General features: G+C 55.8%; 22 protein-coding genes. 12 read left to right on the plus strand and 10 right to left on the minus strand.

The features are described from left to right. The 4 genes from F3J37_RS24690 to ypfH form a co-directional block, all read left to right on the plus strand. Positions 1-248 (plus strand): hypothetical protein (locus F3J37_RS24690; protein ID WP_166936361.1); only part of this gene is annotated, 248 nt, incomplete at its 5' end. Between the two features lie 32 nt (positions 249-280). Beyond that, complete coding sequence (gene ypfJ, locus F3J37_RS24695; protein WP_058959102.1) at positions 281-1,144, plus strand: KPN_02809 family neutral zinc metallopeptidase; 864 nt, start codon at positions 281-283, stop codon at positions 1,142-1,144. Further along, on the plus strand, positions 1,144-3,273 hold the full coding sequence (locus tag F3J37_RS24705; protein ID WP_240154170.1) for a tRNA(Met) cytidine acetyltransferase TmcA: 2,130 nt from the start codon (positions 1,144-1,146) through the stop codon (positions 3,271-3,273). Before ypfJ ends, F3J37_RS24705 begins: the two co-directional genes overlap by 1 nt. A 73-nt stretch (positions 3,274-3,346) precedes the next feature. Further along, the gene (gene ypfH / locus F3J37_RS24710) at positions 3,347-4,042 is read left to right on the plus strand and encodes an esterase (RefSeq protein ID WP_166936363.1); all 696 of its coding nucleotides are present in this window, start codon (positions 3,347-3,349) and stop codon (positions 4,040-4,042) included. A 125-nt stretch (positions 4,043-4,167) separates the two neighbouring features. Here the strand turns inward: ypfH and F3J37_RS24715 are convergent, their stop codons facing one another. The 3 genes from F3J37_RS24715 to F3J37_RS24725 are packed head-to-tail and all read right to left on the minus strand — an operon-like array spanning position 4,168 to position 5,879. After that, positions 4,168-4,356 carry a YpfN family protein gene (locus F3J37_RS24715; protein WP_034825779.1) on the minus strand — a complete coding sequence of 63 codons (189 nt, stop codon included), beginning with the start codon at positions 4,354-4,356 and terminating at the stop codon, positions 4,168-4,170. 25 nt (positions 4,357-4,381) lie between these two features. Then, positions 4,382-5,509, minus strand: a complete 1,128-nt coding sequence (dapE, locus tag F3J37_RS24720; RefSeq protein ID WP_166936365.1) for a succinyl-diaminopimelate desuccinylase — start codon at positions 5,507-5,509, stop codon at positions 4,382-4,384. A gap of 1 nt (position 5,510) precedes the next feature. Next, positions 5,511-5,879, minus strand: a complete 369-nt coding sequence (locus F3J37_RS24725; RefSeq protein WP_034825783.1) for an ArsC family reductase — start codon at positions 5,877-5,879, stop codon at positions 5,511-5,513. A 404-nt stretch (positions 5,880-6,283) separates the two neighbouring features. On the opposite strand from F3J37_RS24725, the gene ypfM reads away from it, so the two are divergent. Then, positions 6,284-6,346 (plus strand): protein YpfM, encoded by a 63-nt coding sequence (gene ypfM / locus F3J37_RS28535; protein ID WP_141399026.1) that lies wholly within the window; start codon positions 6,284-6,286, stop codon positions 6,344-6,346. A 95-nt stretch (positions 6,347-6,441) separates the two neighbouring features. Here the strand turns inward: ypfM and acrD are convergent, their stop codons facing one another. The 3 genes from acrD to narQ all read right to left on the minus strand — a co-directional run bounded on the left by acrD (position 6,442) and on the right by narQ (position 12,116). After that, the gene (gene acrD, locus F3J37_RS24735) at positions 6,442-9,558 is read right to left on the minus strand and encodes a multidrug efflux RND transporter permease AcrD (protein ID WP_034825785.1); all 3,117 of its coding nucleotides are present in this window, start codon (positions 9,556-9,558) and stop codon (positions 6,442-6,444) included. Positions 9,559-9,753: 195 nt separating this feature from the next. After that, positions 9,754-10,386, minus strand: coding sequence for a response regulator (locus F3J37_RS24740; protein WP_058959096.1), 633 nt, complete (start codon positions 10,384-10,386; stop codon positions 9,754-9,756). Between the two features lie 41 nt (positions 10,387-10,427). Beyond that, on the minus strand, positions 10,428-12,116 hold the full coding sequence (narQ, locus tag F3J37_RS24745; protein ID WP_166936367.1) for a nitrate/nitrite two-component system sensor histidine kinase NarQ: 1,689 nt from the start codon (positions 12,114-12,116) through the stop codon (positions 10,428-10,430). Positions 12,117-12,358: 242 nt separating this feature from the next. Between narQ and F3J37_RS24750 the strand changes: the two genes are divergently transcribed. The 7 genes from F3J37_RS24750 (at position 12,359) to nudK (ending at position 19,238) form a co-directional block, all read left to right on the plus strand. Then, on the plus strand, positions 12,359-12,631 hold the full coding sequence (locus F3J37_RS24750) for a YdgH/BhsA/McbA-like domain containing protein (RefSeq protein ID WP_058959094.1): 273 nt from the start codon (positions 12,359-12,361) through the stop codon (positions 12,629-12,631). Positions 12,632-12,909: 278 nt separating this feature from the next. After that, positions 12,910-14,412 (plus strand): L-asparagine permease, encoded by a 1,503-nt coding sequence (gene ansP / locus F3J37_RS24755; protein ID WP_097118576.1) that lies wholly within the window; start codon positions 12,910-12,912, stop codon positions 14,410-14,412. A gap of 162 nt (positions 14,413-14,574) precedes the next feature. Beyond that, positions 14,575-14,865, plus strand: coding sequence for a chaperone NapD (locus F3J37_RS24760; protein WP_166936369.1), 291 nt, complete (start codon positions 14,575-14,577; stop codon positions 14,863-14,865). Continuing rightward, positions 14,862-17,348, plus strand: a complete 2,487-nt coding sequence (gene napA, locus F3J37_RS24765; protein WP_166936371.1) for a nitrate reductase catalytic subunit NapA — start codon at positions 14,862-14,864, stop codon at positions 17,346-17,348. Before F3J37_RS24760 ends, napA begins: the two co-directional genes overlap by 4 nt. 11 nt (positions 17,349-17,359) lie before the next feature. Further along, positions 17,360-17,791, plus strand: coding sequence for a nitrate reductase cytochrome c-type subunit (gene napB / locus F3J37_RS24770; RefSeq protein ID WP_045814877.1), 432 nt, complete (start codon positions 17,360-17,362; stop codon positions 17,789-17,791). An 8-nt stretch (positions 17,792-17,799) separates the two neighbouring features. Continuing rightward, entirely contained in the window at positions 17,800-18,384 is a 585-nt protein-coding gene (gene napC / locus F3J37_RS24775) for a cytochrome c-type protein NapC (protein ID WP_034825804.1), read from the plus strand. A 275-nt stretch (positions 18,385-18,659) separates the two neighbouring features. Continuing rightward, positions 18,660-19,238: a GDP-mannose pyrophosphatase NudK gene (gene nudK / locus F3J37_RS24780; RefSeq protein ID WP_097118572.1), complete on the plus strand. Its 579-nt coding sequence runs from the start codon at positions 18,660-18,662 to the stop codon at positions 19,236-19,238. Positions 19,239-19,282: 44 nt separating this feature from the next. Here nudK and F3J37_RS24785 read toward each other — a convergent pair whose 3' ends face one another. The 4 genes from F3J37_RS24785 to F3J37_RS24800 are packed head-to-tail and all read right to left on the minus strand — an operon-like array spanning position 19,283 to position 22,876. After that, positions 19,283-20,245 (minus strand): ribokinase, encoded by a 963-nt coding sequence (locus tag F3J37_RS24785; protein ID WP_034825823.1) that lies wholly within the window; start codon positions 20,243-20,245, stop codon positions 19,283-19,285. Further along, positions 20,245-21,138: an allose kinase gene (gene alsK / locus F3J37_RS24790; RefSeq protein ID WP_166936373.1), complete on the minus strand. Its 894-nt coding sequence runs from the start codon at positions 21,136-21,138 to the stop codon at positions 20,245-20,247. Before alsK ends, F3J37_RS24785 begins: the two co-directional genes overlap by 1 nt. After that, complete coding sequence (gene alsE / locus F3J37_RS24795; protein WP_038645526.1) at positions 21,135-21,827, minus strand: D-allulose 6-phosphate 3-epimerase; 693 nt, start codon at positions 21,825-21,827, stop codon at positions 21,135-21,137. Before alsE ends, alsK begins: the two co-directional genes overlap by 4 nt. Continuing rightward, positions 21,827-22,876 carry an ABC transporter permease gene (locus F3J37_RS24800; protein WP_058959087.1) on the minus strand — a complete coding sequence of 350 codons (1,050 nt, stop codon included), beginning with the start codon at positions 22,874-22,876 and terminating at the stop codon, positions 21,827-21,829. The genes alsE and F3J37_RS24800 overlap by 1 nt, the downstream gene beginning before the upstream one ends. Position 22,877 lies beyond the last annotated feature (1 nt).

Raw genomic sequence — 22,877 nt, forward strand, 5'->3', positions numbered from 1 at the left:
ATAATGGCGATGGCTCCAGGGCTGGTGCTGCCGGAAAGAAGAGTGCGGCATTACCCAAGGGCGGTAAAAAAGAGGCCACAACGTTATCCGTTGCGGCCTCCATTAAGATCTTAACTGACAAGCATTACGTCATCGGTGACGGCCTTTTCTGTTTCTACCCTGCCTGCACGTTATCTAATACGCCTCCTTTCTCTCAATCTCGCGACGCTAACGCCGCAACGCTGGTGATTAGCGATGCCGCCAACTAAAATCATGCAAAACCTTTTAACAGGAGCGAGCCATGCGCTGGCAAGGTCGTCGTGAAAGCGACAATGTAGAAGATCGTCGCAATGATTCACCCGGATTGGGCGGCGGCGGTCGGCAAATCCGCATTCCACGCGGCAAGGGCGGCATCATTCTGCTGATTGTGGTGGCCGTGGCGGGTTATTACGGTTACGACCTCACCGCGCTGCTGGAAGGCGGCACGCCGGTGACACAACAGCAACAGCGCCCGGTGAACTCTGCGCAGGATAATGAGGATGCCAAATTCACTAAGGTGATTCTCGCCACCACCGAAGAGACCTGGGGCACGTTGTTCCAGAAAATGGGCAAACAGTATGTGCCACCTAAGCTGGTGATGTACCGCAACTACACCTCAACCAGCTGCGGCACTGGCCAGTCGGCGATGGGGCCGTTTTACTGTCCGGCGGATCAAACCGTCTATATCGATCTGTCGTTTTACGATGATATGAAAACCAAGCTGGGTGCAGGGGGTGACTTTGCGCAGGGATATGTGATTGCGCATGAAGTCGGCCACCACATCCAGAAGCTGCTGGGCATCGAGCCTAAAGTGCGTCAGATGCAGCAGGGTGCCACTCAGACACAGGCCAATCAGCTGTCGGTGAAAATGGAGTTGCAGGCAGACTGCTTTGCCGGCGTGTGGGGCCATTATGTGCAGCAGCAAAATATGCTGGAAGTGGGCGACCTCAAGAAAGCGCTGGATACCGCAGAAGCGATTGGTGATGACCGATTGCAGCAGAAAAGCCAGGGCCGCGTGGTGCCGGATAGCTTCACACACGGCACTTCACAACAGCGCTATACCTGGTTCAAACGCGGTTTTGACAGCGGAAACCCGGGCGACTGCAACACCTTCGCAGCCAACTGATGTCGTTAGTTGATATCACCGCCGCGATGCAGCGAGCGGGTATTCGTCGCTTGTGTGTGATCGCCGGTGACGCTGACTGGGCACCGCAGCAGGCAATGGAGTGGCGTGTAGCGCTGTCCGGCGACTGGCTGACGCTGAGCGACAGCGATGATTTCCCCCAGCGCGTGGCGCCTGCAGCCCTGCGTACGCTGCTGGGTCGTGAATTCCAGCACGCGATTTTCGATGCGCGCAGCGGTTTCCATGCGGAGGCCTTTGCGGCGTTGGCGGGCACGTTGCGTGCGGGAAGCTGGTTGTTGTTACTGACGCCGCCATGGCAAGACTGGGCCACACAACCGGACTGCGACAGCCTGCGCTGGGCCGATGTCGCTGAACCTATCGCCACGCCTCATTTTATTCACCATCTGCAGCAGCTGATTGAACAGGATCCGCAGGTCATGTTGCAGCATCAGCATCAGCATCAGCATCAGTACCAGCATGAGCATGAGCGCGCACCCGAATTGCTGCACCCACACCAGCCTGCGCGCGCATCCGGATTACTGCATCAGCATCAACCTGAGCGCGCATCTGAATTACTGCATCAGCATCAACCTGAGCGCGCACCCGAATTACTGCACCCACACCAGCCTGCGCGTACACCTGCCTTACTGGACTTACCCGATTGGCACTGTCAGGCACCACAGCAGCAGGAGCAGATCCTGCAACAGCTGCTTAAGATGCCCTCCGGCGTGGCGGTGATTACGGCTGCACGTGGACGGGGCAAATCGGCGCTGGCGGGGATGCTGGCGAAGCATAATCAGCACTGCCTGGTGACGGCTCCGGCCAAGGTTTCCACTGAGGTGTTAGCAGCGTTTGCCGGTGAACATTTTCATTTTATGGCGCCAGATGCCATTCTCGCGATGGATGCTGAGCCGTCAGCACAGTGGCTGATTGTTGATGAAGCGGCCGCCATTCCAGCACCGTTGTTGCAGCAGCTAGTGCAGCGTTTCCCCCGTGTGCTGATGATCACCACCGTGCAGGGTTACGAAGGCACCGGGCGCGGCTTTATGCTGCGCTTCTGCGCCACCCTGCCACAGGTGCGTTATTTCCAGCTTGATGAACCACTGCGCTGGTCAGCGCACGATCCACTGGAGCAGTGGCTAAGCCAGGCGCTGTTGTTTGAGGATGCGATAGAAAGCGAAGATGGCGGCGAGATAACGATTTTCCCGGCCACGTCAGAGCAAGGCGCGCTGGAAGCGGGCTATCGTTTGCTGGCGAGCGCACACTACCGCACTTCTCCTCTGGATCTCCGCCGCATGCTGGATGCGCCGGGCATGCGTTTCTGGCTGGCAGGAGCACCGGAAAATATTGTCGGCGCTCTGTGGCTGGTGGAGGAGGGGGGGTTAGACAAATCACTGGCTGATGCCGTCTGGGCGGGGTTGCGCCGTCCACGCGGCAATCTGGTCGCACAGTCACTGGCAGCCCATGCGGGATTCGCCGAAGCCGCCACCTTGCGCTCGCAGCGTATCAGTCGCATTGCCGTGTTAGCCGCACAACGACAGCGCGGTATTGGCAGCGCGTTGGTGGCCATGGCACAGCAGCAGGCGGAAGGATGCGATTTCCTTTCGGTGAGTTTTGGCTATACCGAATCGCTCTGGCAGTTCTGGCAGCGCTGTGGCTTTACTCTGGTACGCATTGGCTCACAGCGTGAAGCCAGCAGTGGCTGCTATGCGGCGATGGCGATACGTGCCCTAACGCCCGCCGGAGAACAACTGCAGCAGCAGGCGGCACAGCGATTTGCGCGTGACGCGGTGTGGTTGCGTGACATTATTGATGTTCCCTTCAAGACGACCGATCACTCTCAGACACTGAGCGAGGATGACTGGCCGCTACTGGCAGGATTTGCCTGGGCGCAACGGCCTTATGAGGCGAGCTATGCCGCGTTGCAGCGCCTGGTGCGCGCATCACCACAACCGATACTCGAAGCCATCCTTGTGCAAAAACAACCTCTTAGCGCTGCAACACAGCAAGCAGGTCTCAGTGGTCGTAAAGCTTTGGTGCAACGCTTACGCCAGGAGACGGCTGAGGCATTAATTCAGTGCAATACCAGCCGGGCGGAACAGTGGCAGCAGCAGTTGGCATCGTTGCAATAAATCCATTATCTCGTTCAAATTTTCCCAATATCACTCCCGCCTCAGCGGCGTATAGTGATTTGAGGAGGATCTTATGGCACTACGATATGTAATTGTTCAGCAACCGACACACGCTGCGCAGCTGTTTTTGCTGTATCACGGCGTAAATGACAACCCTGATTCGATGGCGCAAGTCGGCAACTGGTTCGCCAAAGCGTTTCCGGAGGCGTTCGTTGTATCGGTCGGTGCGCCCTATCCGGCTAGTGAGCCACAGGGTCGCCAATGGTTTGCGGATATTCCCGCGCATGATCGCTCGGAACAGCAGGGCGTGAATGCCGTGATGCCGATGTTTGTGGAATCGGTACGTCACTGGCAGCAGGCATCGGGTGTCCGGCCGGAAGCTACCGCGCTGGTTGGCTTTTCGCAGGGCGGCACCATGGTACTGGAAGGCGTCAAAGCCCATGCCGATCTGGCAGGACGCGCGATTGTGTTTAGCGGTCGTTACAGCACGCTGCCGGAGCGCGTCAGCTCTCGTAATACCATTCATCTGATCCACGGTGATTATGATGATCAGATCCCGCTGGAGCATGCCGAAGCCGCAATGCAACGGTTAACCGCACTGGGTGGGGATGTGACGCTGGATGTGGTGGACGATTTGCCGCATGCTATTGATGATCGCAGCATGCAACTGGCGTTGAATCATCTGCGTTATACCATTCCGCGTCGCTACTTCGACGAGGCGCTCAGCGGGGCTAAACCGGGCGATGATGATGTCATCATGATGATGTGATGGTTGAACAGCGAGGGTTGCTCTTAACGTAACGGCGAGATTAATCGCGCAATTCTATAGCGACTTCGCTATTAGATGCGCGGCGCATCACGCCGCTACGTTTACAGGGAGGAGATTAACCGCAATTATTTTTTCTTCGGCCAGTCGTCGTCATCGTCCCATTTATCGTTAAAGTCGCGATGCGGTGGTAAATCCGGTTTATTATCCATAAACTTTTTGTGATCGATACGTTTTAAGTCTTTATAAACGTTCATTAAAATACCGACCATCAGCAGGATCACTAAGATCCACCAGTACTCTTTAAAGAATTCCATCCCATTGCTCCTTTAGCGTGCTTACTTAAGCGATCAGCTGTTCCATGATGCGCTGGTACATACGACTCAGCATCTGCAAATCTGACGCTTTCACGCACTCATTGATTTTATGAATGGTGGCATTCACCGGGCCCAGTTCCACGACCTGCGCACCCATCCGCGCGATAAAGCGTCCGTCTGAGGTGCCGCCTGTGGTCAGTAACTGTGGCTCAATTTCATTATAGTGCGCGACAGCATTTACCACGGCATCAACCAGTTTGCCGCGCGAGGTCAGGAACGGCTGACCGGAAACATTCCACTCCAGCGTGTAACGCAACTGATGGCGATCCAGCAGGGCAGCAACACGCTCTTTGATCATCTGATCGGTGAGTTCGGTGCTGAAGCGGAAGTTGAACTGCACGAAAAATTCACCGGGGATCACGTTATTACTGCCGGTGCCGGCCTGCACGTTGGCAATCTGCATGCTGGTGGGCGGGAAGAATTCGTTGCCCTGATCCCATTCGGTGGCCACCAGCTCATTCAGTGCTGGCATCGCGCGATGCACCGGGTTATCGGCCAGATGCGGATAGGCCACGTGGCCCTGCACACCGTGGAGGGTGAGATTGGCGGTCATCGAACCGCGACGACCGTTTTTCACCACATCGCCAACGATTTCGGTACTGGAAGGCTCGCCCACCAGGCAGTAATCCATGCGCTCGTTGCGCGCCATCAAACGCTCAACCACTTTCACCGTGCCGTTAACCGCGCTGGCTTCTTCATCGGAAGTGATCAGAAATGCCAGACGTCCTTTATGTTGCGGATTAGCCGCGACAAAACGTTCTGCGGCCACCACCATCGCCGCCAGCGATCCTTTCATGTCCGCAGCGCCCCGACCAAACAGCATGCCATCACGAATCGAAGGCTCAAACGGCGGGCTGATCCAGCGATTGGCATCACCCGGCGGCACCACATCGGTGTGACCGGCAAACGCCAGGGTTTCGCCCTGACCACGTGTGGCCCAGAAGTTCAGGGTATCGCCGATGTGCATCTGTTCGACCGTAAAGCCAATCGCTTCCAGACGTGCCACTAACAGCGCCTGACAACCGGCATCATCCGGACTCAGTGACGGACGACGAATTAGCTGCTGAGCCAGCTCAATGACCGGACAGAACATGTTATGACTTCTCCTGGATAAACGCGTGATAAAGGGAATCTTTGAAACCGACCAGCAAGTCACCGTTAGGGGCAGACAATACCGGACGTTTGATAATGGCAGGCTGGGCGAGCATCACGGCTTTCGCGCTGGCCGCATCGGTCACTGCTGCACGCTCCGCTTCTGGCAGATTACGCCAGGTGGTACCGCGCGTATTGAGCAGCACTTCATAGCCAAGCTGATCGATAAACGATTGCAGTAGCGCGTCATCGATGCCATCCACGCGATAATCGTGAAAACGATAGTCGGTGCCGGATTCTGCTAAATAGTTGCGTGCTTTTTTTATGGTGTCGCAATTTTTAATTCCGTACATCACCCACTGCGCTGTCATCGCCTGTTCCCATCCTGTGAAAAATAAAGCGCGAGTTTACCATAGCGCTCTGCTGGCTGTGACCTCTGAGCCATCAGGCGCTGCGTTTTATTTGTTTTTTAATGATAATTTCTGCGTTATCAATTCTATTAATTAGGTCCAGTAAACGTTTTCATTAACGTCCTGAATAGTTCCTGGTGGCATCATCAGTCTCCTAATAATTATCCTAATCGAAAAAATGTGCTACCCGAAAACGCAGGTGATTTTTCCCTGTGGTGTTAACGGCTTGCTGAAATGTGCGTCAGTACGCATTTTCGACAAATTGAAGGTTTTTTGCGCTTTTGCCGATAGTCTTGAGTGGTGGAAACGTATTCACCTGTAGAAAAAATCGGCGTAGAATCACCACTACAATAAGAGAGGGTATGATGGTCGACACCGAATTGGGGAACTGGAAAGAATTTATTGAAGCGATGTTACGTAGTAAGTAATCGCGAAGAGAAAAGCAGGGCACTCCCAACTTGCTGTAATTCAATCCAAATAACAACGGGGCTGCGAATATCGCGGCCCCGTTTTATTTTAGGCTTTAATCGTGTGACTTCTCTTTTAACGGGAAGCGACGACGCACCAGCACAAAGAACAGCGGCACGAAGAAAATCGCTAATATCGTCGCGGAGATCATGCCGCCCATGACGCCCGTTCCGACCGCATGCTGGCTGCCGGAACCCGCCCCGCTGCTGATCGCCATCGGCAGCACGCCGAAGATAAAGGCCAGCGACGTCATCAGAATCGGGCGCAGACGCTGACGTGAAGCCTCCAGCGTCGCCTCCATCAGCTCGCGTCCTTTGCTGTTGATCTCATTAGCAAATTCTACGATCAGGATGGCGTTCTTCGCCGACAAGCCAATCACGGTGAGCAAGCCCACCTGGAAGTACACGTCGTTCTCGAGTCCGCGCATCCAGGTTGCCACCAGCGCACCCACCACGCCAAGCGGCACCACCAGCATCACCGAGAACGGAATCGACCAGCTCTCATACAGTGCGGCCAGACACAGGAATACCACCAGCAGCGAAATCGCATACAGCGCCGGCGCCTGTGAACCAGAGAGGCGCTCCTGATAAGAGGCACCGGTCCACTGGAAGCCAACGCCTAACGGCAGTTGCCCCACCAGTTTCTCCATCACATCCATCGCGGTGCCGCTACTGACGCCATTGGCTGCCTCGCCGACAATCTCCAGCGATGAGTAGCCGTTGTAACGTTCCAGACGCGGCGAACCGGTTTCCCAACGGCTGGTGGCGAAGGCGGAGAAGGGCACCATAGTGCCGCTACTATTGCGAACGTACCATTTGTTAATATCGCCTGGCAGCATGCGGAATTCCGCTGCGGCCTGCACATACACTTTCTTCACGCGGCCACGATCGAGGAAGTCATTCACATAGGTTGAGCCCCATGCGGTGGTCAGCGTGTCATTGATGGTGTCGAGCGAAACGCCCAGCGCCTGCGCTTTGCGCTGATCGACATCAATTTGCAGCTGCGGGCTGTCATCCAGACCGTTGTGACGCACGCGAGACAGGGCCGGATTGCTGTCAGCCAACTCCAGCAGCTTGTCACGCATTGCCATCAACTGGGTATGACCAATGCCGCCGTGATCCTGCAATTCCATATCAAAACCGGAGGAGCTGCCCATGCCGGTAATCGCCGGTGGGCTGCTGGCGATCACGCGGCCCTCTTTGATTTTATGGAAGGCTTTGGTGGCGCGATCGATGATGGCGAATGAGGTACGATCGCTGCCTGGACGCTCTTCCCAGTTTTTCAGGCGTACAAACAGGCGCGCCACGTTTTGGCCGTTACCACCCGGACCGGCGCCGATGGTTGAGAACACCGACAGCACGTTGTCTTTCTCGGCGGTCATGTAATAGTTTTCAACTTTCGCCACCACGTTGGAGGTCTGCTGCAAGGTCGCGCCCGGCGGCAGCTGCACCTGCGTCAGGAATACGCCCCGGTCTTCCAGCGGCAGGAACGAGGTCGGCAGCTTGATAAACAGAAACGCCATTACGCCGATGATGCCGAGATAGAGCACCAGCCAGCGCCCGCCCTTCATCAAGATACGCGCGACTCCGCGTTCGTAGCGTTCCGCGCTGGCATTAAAGTTGCGGTTAAACCAGCCAAAGAAGCCGCGACGTCCATGATGATGGCCTTGTTCAAGGGGTTTGAGCAGCGTCGAGCACAGGGCTGGCGTTAGAATCATCGCCACCAACACCGACAACACCATCGCCGACACGATGGTGATCGAGAACTGGCGATAGATAGCGCCCACGGTGCCGCCGAAGAAGGCCATCGGTACGAATACCGCCGACAGCACCAGCGCAATGCCCACCAGCGCCCCCTGGATCTGTCCCATCGATTTTCGCGTGGCGGCGCGCGGTGAAAGTCCTTCCTCACTCATGATGCGTTCAACGTTCTCCACCACCACGATGGCGTCATCCACCAGCAGGCCGATGGCGAGCACCATGGCGAACATGGTGAGCGTGTTGATACTGAATCCGCAGGCATACAGCACCGCGAAGGTGCCGAGCAGCACCACCGGTACGGCAATGGTCGGAATCAGCGTGGCGCGGAAGTTCTGCAGGAACAGATACATCACCAGGAACACCAGCAGAATCGCTTCCAGCAGCGTTTTCACCACGTCGGTGATCGAGGCTTTCACAAACGGCGTAGTTTCGTAGGCGATTTTGGCTTCCAGCCCGTGCGGGAAGTAGTGCGACAACTCTTCCACACGTGCACGCACCAGCTTATCGGTGTTCATTTCGTTGGCACCGGACGCCAGCTTAATACCGAGACCGGACGCCGCCTGACCGTTGTAGCGGCTGAGGAAGTCGTATTTTTCCGCCCCCATCGCTACGTCAGCCACATCGCCCAGTGTTACTACCGAGCCGTCACTGTTGGTTTTCAGCGTGATGGCTTTGAACTGCTCTGGGGTTTGCAACATCGACTGAGCATTGACGGTGGCATTGAGCGCTTGTTTATCCACTGATGGCAAGCCGCCAACCTGGCCGACCGCCACCTGGGTGTTCTGCGATTCAATCGCCGTCACCACATCATCGGTGGTCAGCGCATAGGCAATCAGCTTGTTAGGATCGAGCCAGATACGCATCGCGTATTGCGAACCATAGGCATCAACCTGACCCACACCATCGATGCGGCTCAGCGGATCCTGAATGTTACTGGCGACATAATCTGAAATATCCTGTTTGTCCATACTTCCGTCGGTAGAGACAAACGCAATCATCAGGATATTGCTGTCACCGGTTTTATTCACCGTGACGCCCTGAGATTGAACGGCGGCGGGTAATTTACGCAGTGCGGATTGCAGCTGGTTTTGTACCTGCTGGCGGGCTTCATCAGGATTGGTGCCAGCGGTAAAGGTGAGGGTGATTTGCGCCTGACCCGTGTTACTGCTGTTTGAGGACATATACATCAGGTTATCGATACCGGTCATGTTCTGTTCGATAACCTGGGTAACGGTGTTCTCCAGCGTTTCCGCAGAGGCACCGGGATAATTGGCAGTAATACGCACGTTAGGCGGTGCGAGATCGGGATACTGCTCAATGGGCAGGGAGATGATCGCTAGTGTGCCGCAAAGACAAAGCAAAATAGCCAAAACCCAGGCAAAAATGGGGCGGTCGATAAAAAAATTCGACATGGAACCGACACTCCTCAGCTGCGTATTTTTTACTTTTATTATGTAAAACGTGAAGCGCAGTCGGCTTCACGTCGGCGGAGTGCAAGGTGCTATCCCGAAAACTCCTGCTGCTGCCTACTGTACGCGGCGCAAATTAGAGAATCGTGGATAAATTATGGAGAAAGTGTAAATGTCGTGCTGGTTTTCTGTGCGCTGCTACACATTGCGGCTCTCGAGCCAGAGTACCGTGGCGGCGACGCGTGAACGAACGTCCAGTTTACGCAGCAGATTGCGGATGTGCACTTTTACCGTTTCTTCGGAAATATGCAAGGTGGCGGCAATCTCTTTATTGGATAACCCGCGCGCCACTTCCTGCAACACATCCAGTTCACGCTCGGTGAGTTGTTTGAAAGGATTGGCGCTCGGTTGGCGCGTTGCCAGATATTCTGCCACCACTTCACTAAACACATTCTCACCCATTGCACCGCGCATGACCTGCGCCAGCAATAATTCCGGCTCACTGTCTTTCAGCAAATAACCATCGGCTCCCGCATCGACCATGGCGTAAATATCATTGCGTGCGTCGGAAACGGTCAGCACCAATATGCGCGAAGCGATCCCTTCGTGGCGCAGGGCTTTCAGGGTATCTAAACCCGACATGCCTTTCATGTTCAGATCGAGCAATATCACATCGGGCGAGAGGCGACGTGCTTCAGCCAGCGCTTCGGTACCGTTGTTGGCTTCGGCCACCACTTCCAGACGTGGTTCCAGTGCCAGCAGTTGGCGGATGCCACGACGCATCAGCGGATGATCGTCAACGATCATAATAGTCAGGGAAGAGGGGGCCATAAATTCTCCAGTCAAAGTCCATTCAACATAAGTGTATCGCGTTAAGCCAGCCGGTGTGCCGGTCGCGGTGGGAAACGCAGCGTAACGCGCGTGCCACGCGTCTGCGGAGTAATCAGTAAGCTGCCAGAAAGCCGGGCAGCGCGCTCCGCCATTATCGTCAGACCGTAATGGCCTGGAGGTTCTTCCAGGCTACGGATGCCGCAACCGTCATCTTCAATCGTCAGCAAATGGAATGCGTCTTCATCGCGCTGATAAAAAATATGGATTTGCTGCGCCTGTGCGTGACGAATGGCGTTCAGCAGGGCTTCACGTGCAATCTGCAGCACATGCACCTGCTGTTGCGCATCCAGCGTTTGCAGGCCCGATTGGTAATCGAAGGCGATCGCGGCGTGAGACTGTTCCTGCAACGGGGCGATCATTGCCTGCATCGCCTGCACTAAATCTGCCTGTTCGATAGTCAGACGAAAGGTCGTCAGTAACTCGCGCAGTTGCTGATAGGCCTCGGCCAGGGCGCGATCAAACTCGGCAATAATCGATTGTGCCTGGGGCTGGGTGTGATCGACATTGCGGCGCAACAACGTGAGCTGGATGCGCAGGAAGGAGAGCGACTGCGCCAGCGAATCATGCAGTTCACGCGCGATGGTGGAGCGCTCTTCTATTAATAGCATCTGCTGGTACTGTTTTTGCGTCTGCCAAATCCATAACGAACGCGCCAGCATATTGGCCAGGCTTTGCATCAGTTCATCGGCAGGAGGCGCTCGCCGTGTTTGCCAGCACAGTTCGCCGAGTGACTGATCTTCTTGTTGCAGCGGCAAACGATGCCATTCGAGACCGTCCTCTGCCACGCCGGCCTGAAAATCAATACCGTCGCTGGCGATGCTCAATAGGGTTAACGCCTCACGACGTTGAACCAGCCGCAGCAATCCCTGGAACAATTCCGGATTAAGTGGGCTACTGGTGAGGACCTGCGAGCATTCATAGAGTAATTTCAGTGTGCGGTTGGCTTGCGTCAGATCTTCCGTTTTATTGCGCACCGCCAGCTCAAGCAGGCGATAGTGCGAGTGCAGACGTTCAGCCATGTGAGTAAAAGCTTGTGCCAGTACACCCAATTCGGTGGTCTGAGAAACGGACAACGGTGGAAAGCTGAAATTCGCCTGCTCAACGTATTGGCTGGCGGTAACCAGCGAATCCAGCGGGTGTACCACATTGCGACGGATAAAGCGGATGGTCCACAGCGCCAGTGCCACAATCGCCAGGAAACCAAACAGGCTACTGGCCGCCACCAGATGCATTTTCAGTTCGGCGTAATGTTGCAGTGCCAGCACAAAGCGATCAATCTCACTCACGTAACTGGCAACGCGCTGCTGATAGATCTGCGCGCGCTCGGGCTGCAGCGTTAGCTGTAACTGCGGCCAGCTGTCGCGCAGATAGCGATAGCGGCTGGCCACTTCTTTCGGCACCCATGGGCGCTCCAGATGCTGCAGAGCCGGTGAGCTGAGGGTTTGCTGATAGATTTGGATGTGCTGCGTCAACTGCTGCGGATCGCGCGTGGTATCCCAGGCAAGGCGGTAAATTTGCATGCGCAGTGAGCCGGCGACATTCACCGCTTCGGCATCACGCAAACTGCTGGAGAGCGTTAACAGCGCCAGGCCGGTGGTGAGCAGCGATAACAACACAATCGCGCTCAGGGCACGGGCCATGGTGCGGGTAACAGGACGTTTCACTATCACAATAAAACCCTTATAAGAGCGTGGGATTATAAGGCAGCGTCTGGCGGACAGCGAGCCGGAAATCGTCACATCAGGTTACTTTTAGCAGAGAAATCCACTTCTCTTTACCTTTCCCTGGATTGCATCTCGTTAGCTGGCGAATTATTGAACGGCTTTACGGCCTGCTGTGCCTGCTTTTCATTACTTCGCTGATAATTTGCAGCGTAATCACTTTTATGAACGGACGACAACAGGAGCAAATGATGAAGACACCGATTGCCATTCTGACTGCTGCACTGCTTGCCACCGCAAGTTTCACGGCCTTCGCCGCGCAACCCTTAAGTGCTGAGCAGGCGGAAAACCTGCAAAGCAGCGGTACCGTTTCCATCAGCGGCGTTCGCGGTTCCATCGATGATGCAACCCGCCAGCTGTCGCAGAAAGCGGAAGATATGGGCGCCAGCCATTACCGCGTCATAGGCGTGCAAAACCCAGGCGATTCCAGCCTGTGGAGCGGCACCGCAGAGATTTACCGTTAATCCCCTCCCGTAGTATTTCCCTGTAGCCACCCCTTTACCGGCCATTCACTGGCCGGTTTTTTTGTGCACCGCGACCGATTCTTACAAATCAACTCGTGCAACCAAACGGTATTTTTTGCTTCGTTCATGCAGAACGGGTAGGATTCATCGCCGTAAATTCCCGGCTCACCGCGCGACATCGTTCCGCCGTATCGGTAGCGGGTTTTACCCCATTTCGCACCGCCGCACGCAAACGATTGGTCAGGCGATGATTGATGGTCAGGACAAACAGGAAAGCTATGAATTCAACTAAAAAAACCGCAGCCGAACAACGCGCTGCGAAAAGACGCTGGCTCAATTCCCACGACAGCGGTTACCACAAAGCAATGGGTAACCGTCAGGTACAAATGATCGCCATTGGCGGTGCCATCGGTACCGGCCTGTTCCTTGGTGCAGGCGCGCGCTTGCAGATGGCTGGTCCTGCTCTGGCACTGGTCTATCTGGTGTGCGGTATCTTCTCCTTCTTTATCCTTCGTGCGTTGGGCGAACTGGTATTACACCGCCCATCAAGCGGCAGCTTTGTTTCTTATGCACGTGAATTCCTCGGGGAAAAAGCGTCATACGTGGCAGGCTGGATGTACTTCGTTAACTGGGCGATGACCGGTATCGTGGATATCACCGCAGTTGCGTTGTATATGCACTACTGGGGCGCGTTTGGTGATGTGCCGCAGTGGGTATTTGCCCTTGGCGCACTGGCGATTGTCGGTACCATGAACATGATCGGCGTGAAGTGGTTCGCCGAAATGGAGTTCTGGTTCGCATTGGTGAAAGTGCTGGCGATCGTGGTGTTCCTGATCGTCGGTGTGGTGTTCCTGGGCAGCGGTAAACCGCTGGACGGCAATACCACCGGCTTCCATCTGATCACGGACAACGGCGGTTTCTTCCCGCACGGCTTGCTGCCGGCGCTGGTGTTGGTGCAAGGGGTGGTATTTGCCTTCGCCTCGATTGAGTTGGTGGGCACCGCGGCCGGGGAGTGTAAAGACCCGAAAACCATGCTGCCTAAAGCCATCAACAGCGTGATCTGGCGTATTGGTCTCTTCTACGTCGGTTCGGTGGTGCTGCTGGTACTGCTGCTGCCGTGGAACGCCTATCAGGCAGGGCAGAGTCCGTTTGTGACCTTCTTCTCCAAACTGGGCGTGCCTTACATTGGTAGCGTGATGAACATCGTGGTGCTGAGCGCAGCGTTGTCGAGCCTCAACTCGGGCTTGTACTCCACCGGTCGTATTCTGCGCTCCATGTCGATGGGCGGTTCTGCGCCTCAGTTCATGTCGAAGATGAGCAAACAGCAGGTGCCGTTCGCCGGTATCCTCGTTACCATCGCGGTGTACGTGGTTGGTGTGGTGCTCAACTACTATGTGCCATCGCAGGTGTTTGAGATCGTACTGAACGTGGCTTCATTGGGCATCATCTCTTCCTGGGGCTTTATCGTGGTGTGCCAGATGCGTCTGCGCAAAGCGATTAAAGAAGGTAAAGCGGAAGACGTCAGTTTCAAGCTGCCGTGGGCACCGTTCACCTCATGGTTGACGCTGCTGTTCCTGGTGAGCGTGCTGGTGTTGATGGCGTTTGATTATCCAAACGGTACCTACACTATTGCATCCATCCCGCTGATTGCCGTGGTACTGGTGCTGGGCTGGTTCGGTGTGCGCAAACGCGTGCATGCGGAAGCCATGAAAGAGCACGACCATCATCATGACGAACAGGATGATGGGGCAGCTAAGCTGGCGGAAGATAGCTCGCGTTAATCGCAGCCATTCTCATCAACGGGGGCCTTTTGGCCCCCGTTTTCATTTCAATTGTCCTTCCCTTGATCCCACATCGGGATATACACCTTTCGGGTGATATAGCCCTGTAAAAGCTCAGGGTATTTTACGCCTCATCTCAAGCTGGCTAAACGAGGTGAGCGCATGACGCACTCCATTCTCCCTGAAAGCTGTTGGCACGTATGCGGTCTGGTCATCCAGGCGCGATCTCACGCCATCCCGGCGGTAAAGCAGGCATTGCTGTTGCTTTCTGATTGCGAAATCGCCGCCGAAGACAGCGCACGCGGCACGCTGGCCGTGACCCTGGGTGCTGCTGATAGTCGCGCCTTGCTGAATAACATCGAAGCCACCCGCAATATCCCGCATGTATTGGCCGTTTCTCTGGTGTATCACCAGCAAGACGAAACGGAATATCGTCACAAGGAAGCATCATGAAAGTCAGTCGTCGAGAATTTATGAAGGCCAATGCGGCCGCAGCGGCGGCAGTGGCCGCAGGACTTACGATTCCCAGCGTCACCAAAGCCGTGACCGCACTGGGCGCCCCGATCCGCTGGGAAAAGGCGCCGTGTCGTTTTTGTGGCACCGGCTGTGGCGTGCTGGTGGGCACCCAGGAGGGACGCGTGGTGGCCTCACAGGGCGATCCGCAGGCGGAAGTGAACCGTGGGTTGAACTGCATCAAAGGTTATTTCCTGCCCAAGATCATGTACGGAAAAGACCGCCTGACGCAGCCGTTGCTGCGCATGACCGATGGCCACTACGACAAAGAAGGCGAGTTTACCCCGGTGAGTTGGGATCAGGCCTTCGACATCATGGAACAGAAGTTCAAAGCGGCGCTAAAAGCCAACGGGCCTGAATCCATCGGCATGTTCGGTTCCGGTCAATGGACGGTATGGGAAGGGTATGCCGCCTCTAAATTGATGAAAGCCGGTTTCCGCACCAACAATCTCGATCCTAACGCGCGCCACTGCATGGCCTCGGCGGTGGTGGGCTTTATGCGTACCTTCGGCATGGATGAACCGATGGGCTGCTACGATGACATCGAAGTGGCCGATGCCTTTGTGCTGTGGGGTTCGAACATGGCCGAGATGCATCCGATTCTCTGGTCACGCCTGACGGCCCGTCGCCTGAGCGATGACAATGTTAAAGTCGCCGTGCTCTCTACCTACCGTCATCGCAGTTTTGAACTGGCTGATAACGGCATGGTGTTTACGCCGCAAAGCGATTTGGCGATTCTTAACTTCATCGCCAACTACATCATTCAGAACAACAAAGTCGATAAAGCCTTCCTGCAGAATCACGTCACGCTGCGTAAAGGCGTCACGGATATTGGTTATGGATTACGCCCAAGCGATCCGCGTCAGGCCTCAGCGAAAAACCCGGATAGCGGCGAATCGACACCGATCAGCTTCGACGAGTACGCCAAATTCGTTGCCGAATACACGGTAGAGAAAGCCAGTGAGATGAGCGGTGTAGAGCAGGATCAGCTGATTGCGCTGGCCGAACTCTATGCCGACCCAAACATCAACGTGGTCTCCTACTGGACCATGGGCTTTAATCAGCATACGCGCGGCGTGTGGGCCAATAACCTGTGCTACAACATCCATCTGCTGACCGGAAAAATCTCGCGCCCCGGCACCGGTCCCTTCTCGCTCACCGGGCAACCCTCCGCGTGCGGAACCGCACGTGAAGTCGGCACCTTCTCGCATCGCCTGCCCGCAGACATGGTGGTGAATAACGATAAGCACCGTGCGACGGCTGAGAAACTGTGGAAGCTGCCGCAGGGTACCATTCCCGCCAAAATCGGCCTGCATGCGGTCGCTCAGGATCGCGCGCTGAAAGATGGCAAGCTCAATGCCTACTGGGTGATGTGTAACAACAACATGCAGGCGGGACCGAACCTGACACAGGAGCGCATGCCGGGCTGGCGTGATGCACGCAACTTTATCGTGGTGTCCGATCCTTATCCCACCGTTAGTGCTTTGTGTGCGGACTTAATCCTGCCGACGGCAATGTGGGTGGAGAAAGAGGGCGCTTACGGCAACGCCGAGCGTCGTACCCAGTTCTGGCATCAACAGGTGAAAGCACCGGGTGAGGCCAAATCGGATCTGTGGCAGATGGTGAATTTCGCTAAGCGTTTCCGCGTGGCGGAAGTCTGGCCGGAAGCATTGACTGCCCAACAGCCAGAGCTGCGGGATAAAACCTTGTATGACGTGCTGTACGCCAACGGCCAGGTTAATCAATTCCCGTTGAGCGAAGTGGCCGATGATCGACTGAACGACGAGGCGCGCGATTTTGGCTTCTACATCCAAAAAGGTCTGTTTGAAGAGTATGCCAGTTTTGGTCGCGGACACGGTCACGATCTGGCGCCATTCGATGCCTATCATGAAGCGCGCGGATTACGCTGGCCGGTGGTGAATGGCAAAGAGACGCGCTGGCGCTACCGCGAAGGCTTTGACAGCTACGTCAAAGCGGGCGAGGGCGTGCGTTTCTATGGCAAACCAGATGGCAAAGCCACCATTTTTGCCCTGCCGTATGAGCCGCCCGCTGAAGCACCGGACGCCGAGTACGATATGTGGTTCTGTACCGGCCGCGTGCTGGAACACTGGCACACCGGCACCATGACGCGTCGTGTGCCGGAGCTGCATCGTGCCGTGCCGCAGGCGCTGCTGTATATCCATCCGCTGGACGCCAAAGATCGCGGTTTCCGCCGTGGCGAGAAGGTCCGCGTGGTATCACGCCGTGGCGAAACCGTCGCCACGGTCGAAACGCGCGGACGTAATCAACCGCCAAAAGGGCTGGTGTTTATGCCGTTCTTTGATGCTGGCGTGTTGGCCAACAACGTCACGCTGGATGCCACCGATCCGCTATCGAAGCAGACCGATTACAAAAAATGCGCCGTTAAGCTGGTCAAAATTTAAGGCAGGATGCAATGAAACCCTTATTTACTCTTATCACCGTTGCCGCCCTGACGCTGGGCGGCGTGGTTTACGCGGGTCATGGCGTGGATCTCACACAATCTCCGGAAGTCACGGCCACGCAGCAGGGCACGATCCATCAGCCTAAAGAGCAGAGCCGCAAACCGCTGAACTACGTGAATCAGCCGCCGGTGATCCCGCACAGCGTCGATGGCTACCAGGTGACGAAAAACGTCAACCGCTGCCTGCAGTGCCACGGCACGCAAAGTTACCTGACCACCGGCGCACCGCGCGTGAGCCCAACACACTTTACCGATCGTGATGGCCTGGTGAGCAGCACGGTATCGCCGCGCCGCTACTTCTGTTTGCAGTGCCACGTCCCGCAAACCGATGCTAAACCGGTGGTGGAGAACACCTTTAAACCGGCTAACGGCTTTGGGCAGTGAGGTTATCAATGAAACAGAGATTATTACGCATCTGGCGCTGGTGGCGACGCCCCAGCCGCTTAGCACTCGGCACGCTGCTGATTTTGGGTTTTGCCGGTGGGATTATTTTCTGGGGCGGTTTTAATACCGCAATGGAGATGACCAACCGCGAGCAGTTCTGCATTGGCTGCCATGAGATGCGCAACAACGTGTATCAGGAGTATATGCAGACGGTGCACTACAACAACCGCAGCGGCGTGCGTGCAACCTGCCCGGATTGCCATGTGCCGCACGAATGGGGTCCGAAAATGCTGCGCAAATTGCAAGCCAGCAAAGAGGTGTACGCCAAGATCTTCGGCCTGATCGACACACCGCAGAAGTTTGAAGAGACGCGTATCGAGCTGGCACAGAATGAGTGGCGCAGGATGAAGAACAATAATTCGCAGGAGTGCCGAAACTGCCACAACTTCGAGTATATGGATTTCACCGCGCAGAAGACGGTGGCAGCAAAAATGCACAGCAAAGCGGTGGAGGATGGGCAAACCTGTATTGATTGCCACAAAGGAATTGCGCATCACCTGCCGGATATGAGCGAGCAGAAGAACGGTTTTTGATTTTCGCATTGTCATCCATTCGCGCGATAAATCGCGCCGCTACTTCTCTCTGCACCTTGTCGTAGCGGCGCAACGTATTGCGCGACCGTTCTCGCCCTTCATTGCGCACTGGCCGCACGAATTCAGATAGTTTTCCCTGCACCCTGTCGTAGCGGCGCAACGTATTGCGCGACCGTTCTCGCCCATCATTGCGCATTGACCGCACGGATTCAGATAGTTTTCCCCGCCGCTAACGCCTATTATCTCAGGCTCCCTCATTAAGCGGTGGAGCGGCCATGTCGTTAAAGATCAACATCATTAAAGATAAGTTACTGTCAGATAATTACTTTATCCTGCGTAACTTCACCTACGAACTGACCCGTAGCAACGGCGAAGTCATCCGCCACAAACGCGAAGTCTATGATCGCGGCAACGGCGCCACCATCCTGCTTTATAACCGCGATAAAAATACCGTGCTGCTGATTCGTCAGTTCCGCATTGCGACTTACGTTAACGGTAATGCCAGCGGTGAATTGATTGAGACCTGCGCGGGGCTGCTGGATAACGACACGCCGGAAGATTGCATCCGCAAAGAAGCCATCGAAGAGACCGGTTATGAGGTCGGCAAGGTCGAGAAGCTGTTTGAAGCCTACATGTCACCGGGTGGCGTAACAGAAATCGTCCATTTCTTCGCGGCAGAGTATAGCGATGCAATGCGCGCCAATGCCGGTGGTGGCGTAGAAGATGAAGAGATTACCGTGCTGGAGTTGCCTTTCCCGCAAGCGCTGGCGATGGTGAAAGATGGCCGCATCCTCGACGGTAAAGCGATTATGCTGCTGCAATATGCGCAGATTGCAGGTTGGTTAAAAGCCTGACCGGTGCATCACTAAGGGCGACTTTTATGGCCGCCCACAGTCATTCAAGCCATCACTTCCAACGGCTCGGGCACGCACTCCGGATGTGCCTGCATACGCGCCAGCGCTTCGGCGTACGACGGCATTGAATTAGCCGCACCAGAACGTTCCACACACAACGAAGCAAACGCCGAAGCGAACAGGGCCGCCTGTGGCAGTTCATCGCCAGACGCTAAACGCGCTGCCAGCGCACCGTTAAACGCATCGCCCGCGCCGGTGGTATCCAGCGGTTGTGCCGGGAACAGCGGAATGCGCAGCGGCTGCTGTTCCGCATTGGACAACAGGGCGCCCGCCATCCCCAGGGTAATAATCACCTGACGCGCGCCTTTGCGGTGCATCACTTCTGCGGCTTTCTGCGCACTGGCAAAATCCGTCACCTTTACGCCGGTAATCTGCATCGCTTCGGTGCTATTGGGCGTCAGTAAATCCACCTTCGCCAGCAGTGCATCACTCACTTTTTGCCACGGCGCCGGGTTTAAAATCACAAAGGTGCCACCCGCACGCGCATTATCAATCATGCGCTGAATGGCATTCAGGTTGTTCTCTAGCTGCACCAACAAGATATCCGCTGCGGCTACCGTAGGCTGACAGCGCGACACTTCCGCCGCCGTCACCGTGGTGTTCGCGCCTGGGAACACCGAAATCATGTTCTCAGCATCATCCCCGGCCACATAAATCAGTGCGTTGCCGGTAGGCTTCTCTTTACAGGTAAACAGCGTAATCGCATCAAAGCCGGTTTTTTCGAGGTGACGACGGGCGAAAGTGCCAAAATCATCATTACCGACCTTGCCGATATAGTGCACGCGCGCCCCGGCACGCAGCGCCGCCGTGGCCTGGTTTGCGCCTTTGCCGCCCGGTCCCATCATGCTGTTGTGCGCAGTCAGTGATTCACCCGGCATCGGGAAACGGTTCATCACCGCGACGACGTCGAGGTTGAACGAGCCAAACACACACACTTTTCCTTTCATCATGCACTCCTGAACAGGCGTTCGGCGGCTAAACAGGCACCGCGACAGCCGGTGTGATCGGTGGATTGACTAAACACGATCTTCAAATTGTCACGCGTGGCCGGTGGACGCAGATGCTGCTGAATCTGACTGCGTAACTGCGCCAGCGGGAAGTCCGCCATCGCCAGCACTCCGCCACCCAGAATCAGGTATTCGGGATCGAGGATGTTCATTTCGGTGGCAATCAGCTGCGCCAAACGATAAACAAATGCCTGCAACTCCGGATGGTCGCCATGTTGCGTAAACAGCGCCGACATATCGGTATTCGGCACGTGAGCCTTAGCCCAGTGACTCAACCAATTGCCCGAAGTCACCGTCTCCGCACAACCCCGGTTGCCGCACGGGCAGGGTAGATCGTTACCGGCAATCGGCACATGGCCCAATTCACCCGCGCCGCCGTGCTGGCCGTGGTAAAAGCGACCATTGATCCACAAGCTGTTGCCCATACCGGTACCGGGATACAAACCTACCGCGATATCCGGCAACTGTTCCAGCTGCATTAAATCCCACATCATCAGATGGTTAACATCTTTATCCATCGCCACTGGCACGCCAAGACGTTCGGTGAGGATCGCCGCCACAGGCTGATGATCCAGCGCCTGAATAAACGGCAGCGAAATCACCTGCTGACGATCGCGGCTGAGAATGCCCGGCAATCCCAGCATCACGCCGCTCACCGGTTGCTGCTCCAGTGTGTCACTAATTAACTGCCCGAGTGCCGTCAATGCGTCGGGCTGCTGCGCCCAGCTGGCCGTCGGCACCTTGCGGAAGCTGGACCAGATGCGTCCCTCTTCCATCAGCTGCAGACGTGTGCCGGTGCCGCCAATGTCGATGCCCAGCCAGCGTGGAATCATGCGGATACCTTCGCCAGGCCCTGAGCTTCATCAATGCTGTCACGCATCATGTCCCAGGCCGTTGCCAGATCGTCATGGATGTTAAACAGGCCCGAGGTACCGACAATCAGCACTTCTGCACCTGCTCCAACCAGCGTGTTGTAAGTGCGCGTATTGCAGGAACCATCGATCTCAATCAGATATTTGTGCCCATGCTGCTGCTTCAGGGCTTTCAGCTCCTGCACTTTGGCGACCATTTCCGGGATGAATGGCTGTCCGGCATAGCCAGGATCCACGGTCATCACGGTGATTTTGTCCAGCAGATGAATATAGTGATGGATAAACGATACTGGTGTGGCCGGGTTCAGCACCACGCCGACTTTCTTGCCAAAGCTGCGAATCAGGTTGATCACGCGGAACGCATCGCGGTTGATGGTTTCTGCATGTGGGCAGATGTAGTCGGCACCCGCTTTGGCAATCACTTCAATGAAGTCGGTCGGGTGTTCCACCATCAAATGCACATCCAGCGCCACTTTGGTGTGTGGACGAATCTGCTCAATAAAGAACGGCGACAGCGTGATGTTCTTAACGTAGTGACCGTCCATGATATCGATATGGAGGAAGTCTGCGCGGGAGTCCAGCACTTCCAGCTGGTGCTTGATCTCCATCAGATTCATACACATCAACGACGGGGAGACTTGAATACGCATTAGACTTCCTTTTTTTCGGTCAGAGGATTAAGGGCCGCAGCGAGCTTGCTCAGCTTGACGGCACGATGTTCATTAAAACGGGCTTTGAATTGTTTGAAGGCCAGTACCACAATCAGCACTGCGCCCCACATCGCCAGGCTTACGTGCTGGCTGATGTTCATCAGGTTGAAACCGGTAGAGAGCACTTGCAGGGCAATCAGCGCCAGTACCACACCGGTGACGCGGCCGAAGCCACCGTTCGGGTCGGTGCCGCCGAGAATAATCGCCAGCACGGTCAGCAGCAGATACGCATCGCCGTAACCCATACGCGCTGAGTTAAAGCGCGCCATCATGATCAATCCGGCTAACACGCACAGCAGGCTGGAGATGACGTACACCAGCACCACCATGCGATGCGTGTTGATGCCGCTGAACCAGGTGGCATTAATGTTGCTGCCGCCCATGTAGATGCATTTACCGGCGCGGGTTTTACCCAGGAACAACGCCAGCAGCGCAGCGGCAATCAGGAACACCCACAGTGGCAGCGGCATACCCAACAGCGTGTTGGAACCGAGTGCCTGCACCACCGATGGCATGCCGCTGACAGCGGCACCTTTGGTCAGCCAGATGCCGATGCCGTTCAGCGTCATCATGGTCGCCAGCGTCACCAGAATCGGGTGAGCACCAATTCGCGTCACCATCACACCGGTGATGACACCGATAAAGGCAGCAATCAGCATTGCGCCGACGATGGCGATAAACAGCCACAGCAGTTGCTGACCGGTGCCGGCATCGGCGGGCAGGGCGCTCATCAGCGTCCAGGCGATAAACAGTGCGGTCAGGTTAGCGGTAGCGATAATCGCCAGGTTCAGGCCACCGCTGAGGATGGCGATAAACATTGCCAGCGTCAGCAAGCCCAGTTCCGGCAGCTGGAACGCCATACTCATAAAGGTCGAGTCGGTCATAAAGCGGCCCGGCAGCATGAAGGTGAAGATTGCCAGCGCCAGCGCAATCAGCAGCATCAGGCCAATATTGGTGCCGTCCGGACGCAGAGCAGAGAGTGATTTCATG

This window comes from Candidatus Pantoea communis, assembly GCF_011752685.1.
Taxonomy (GTDB): domain Bacteria; phylum Pseudomonadota; class Gammaproteobacteria; order Enterobacterales; family Enterobacteriaceae; genus Pantoea; species Pantoea communis.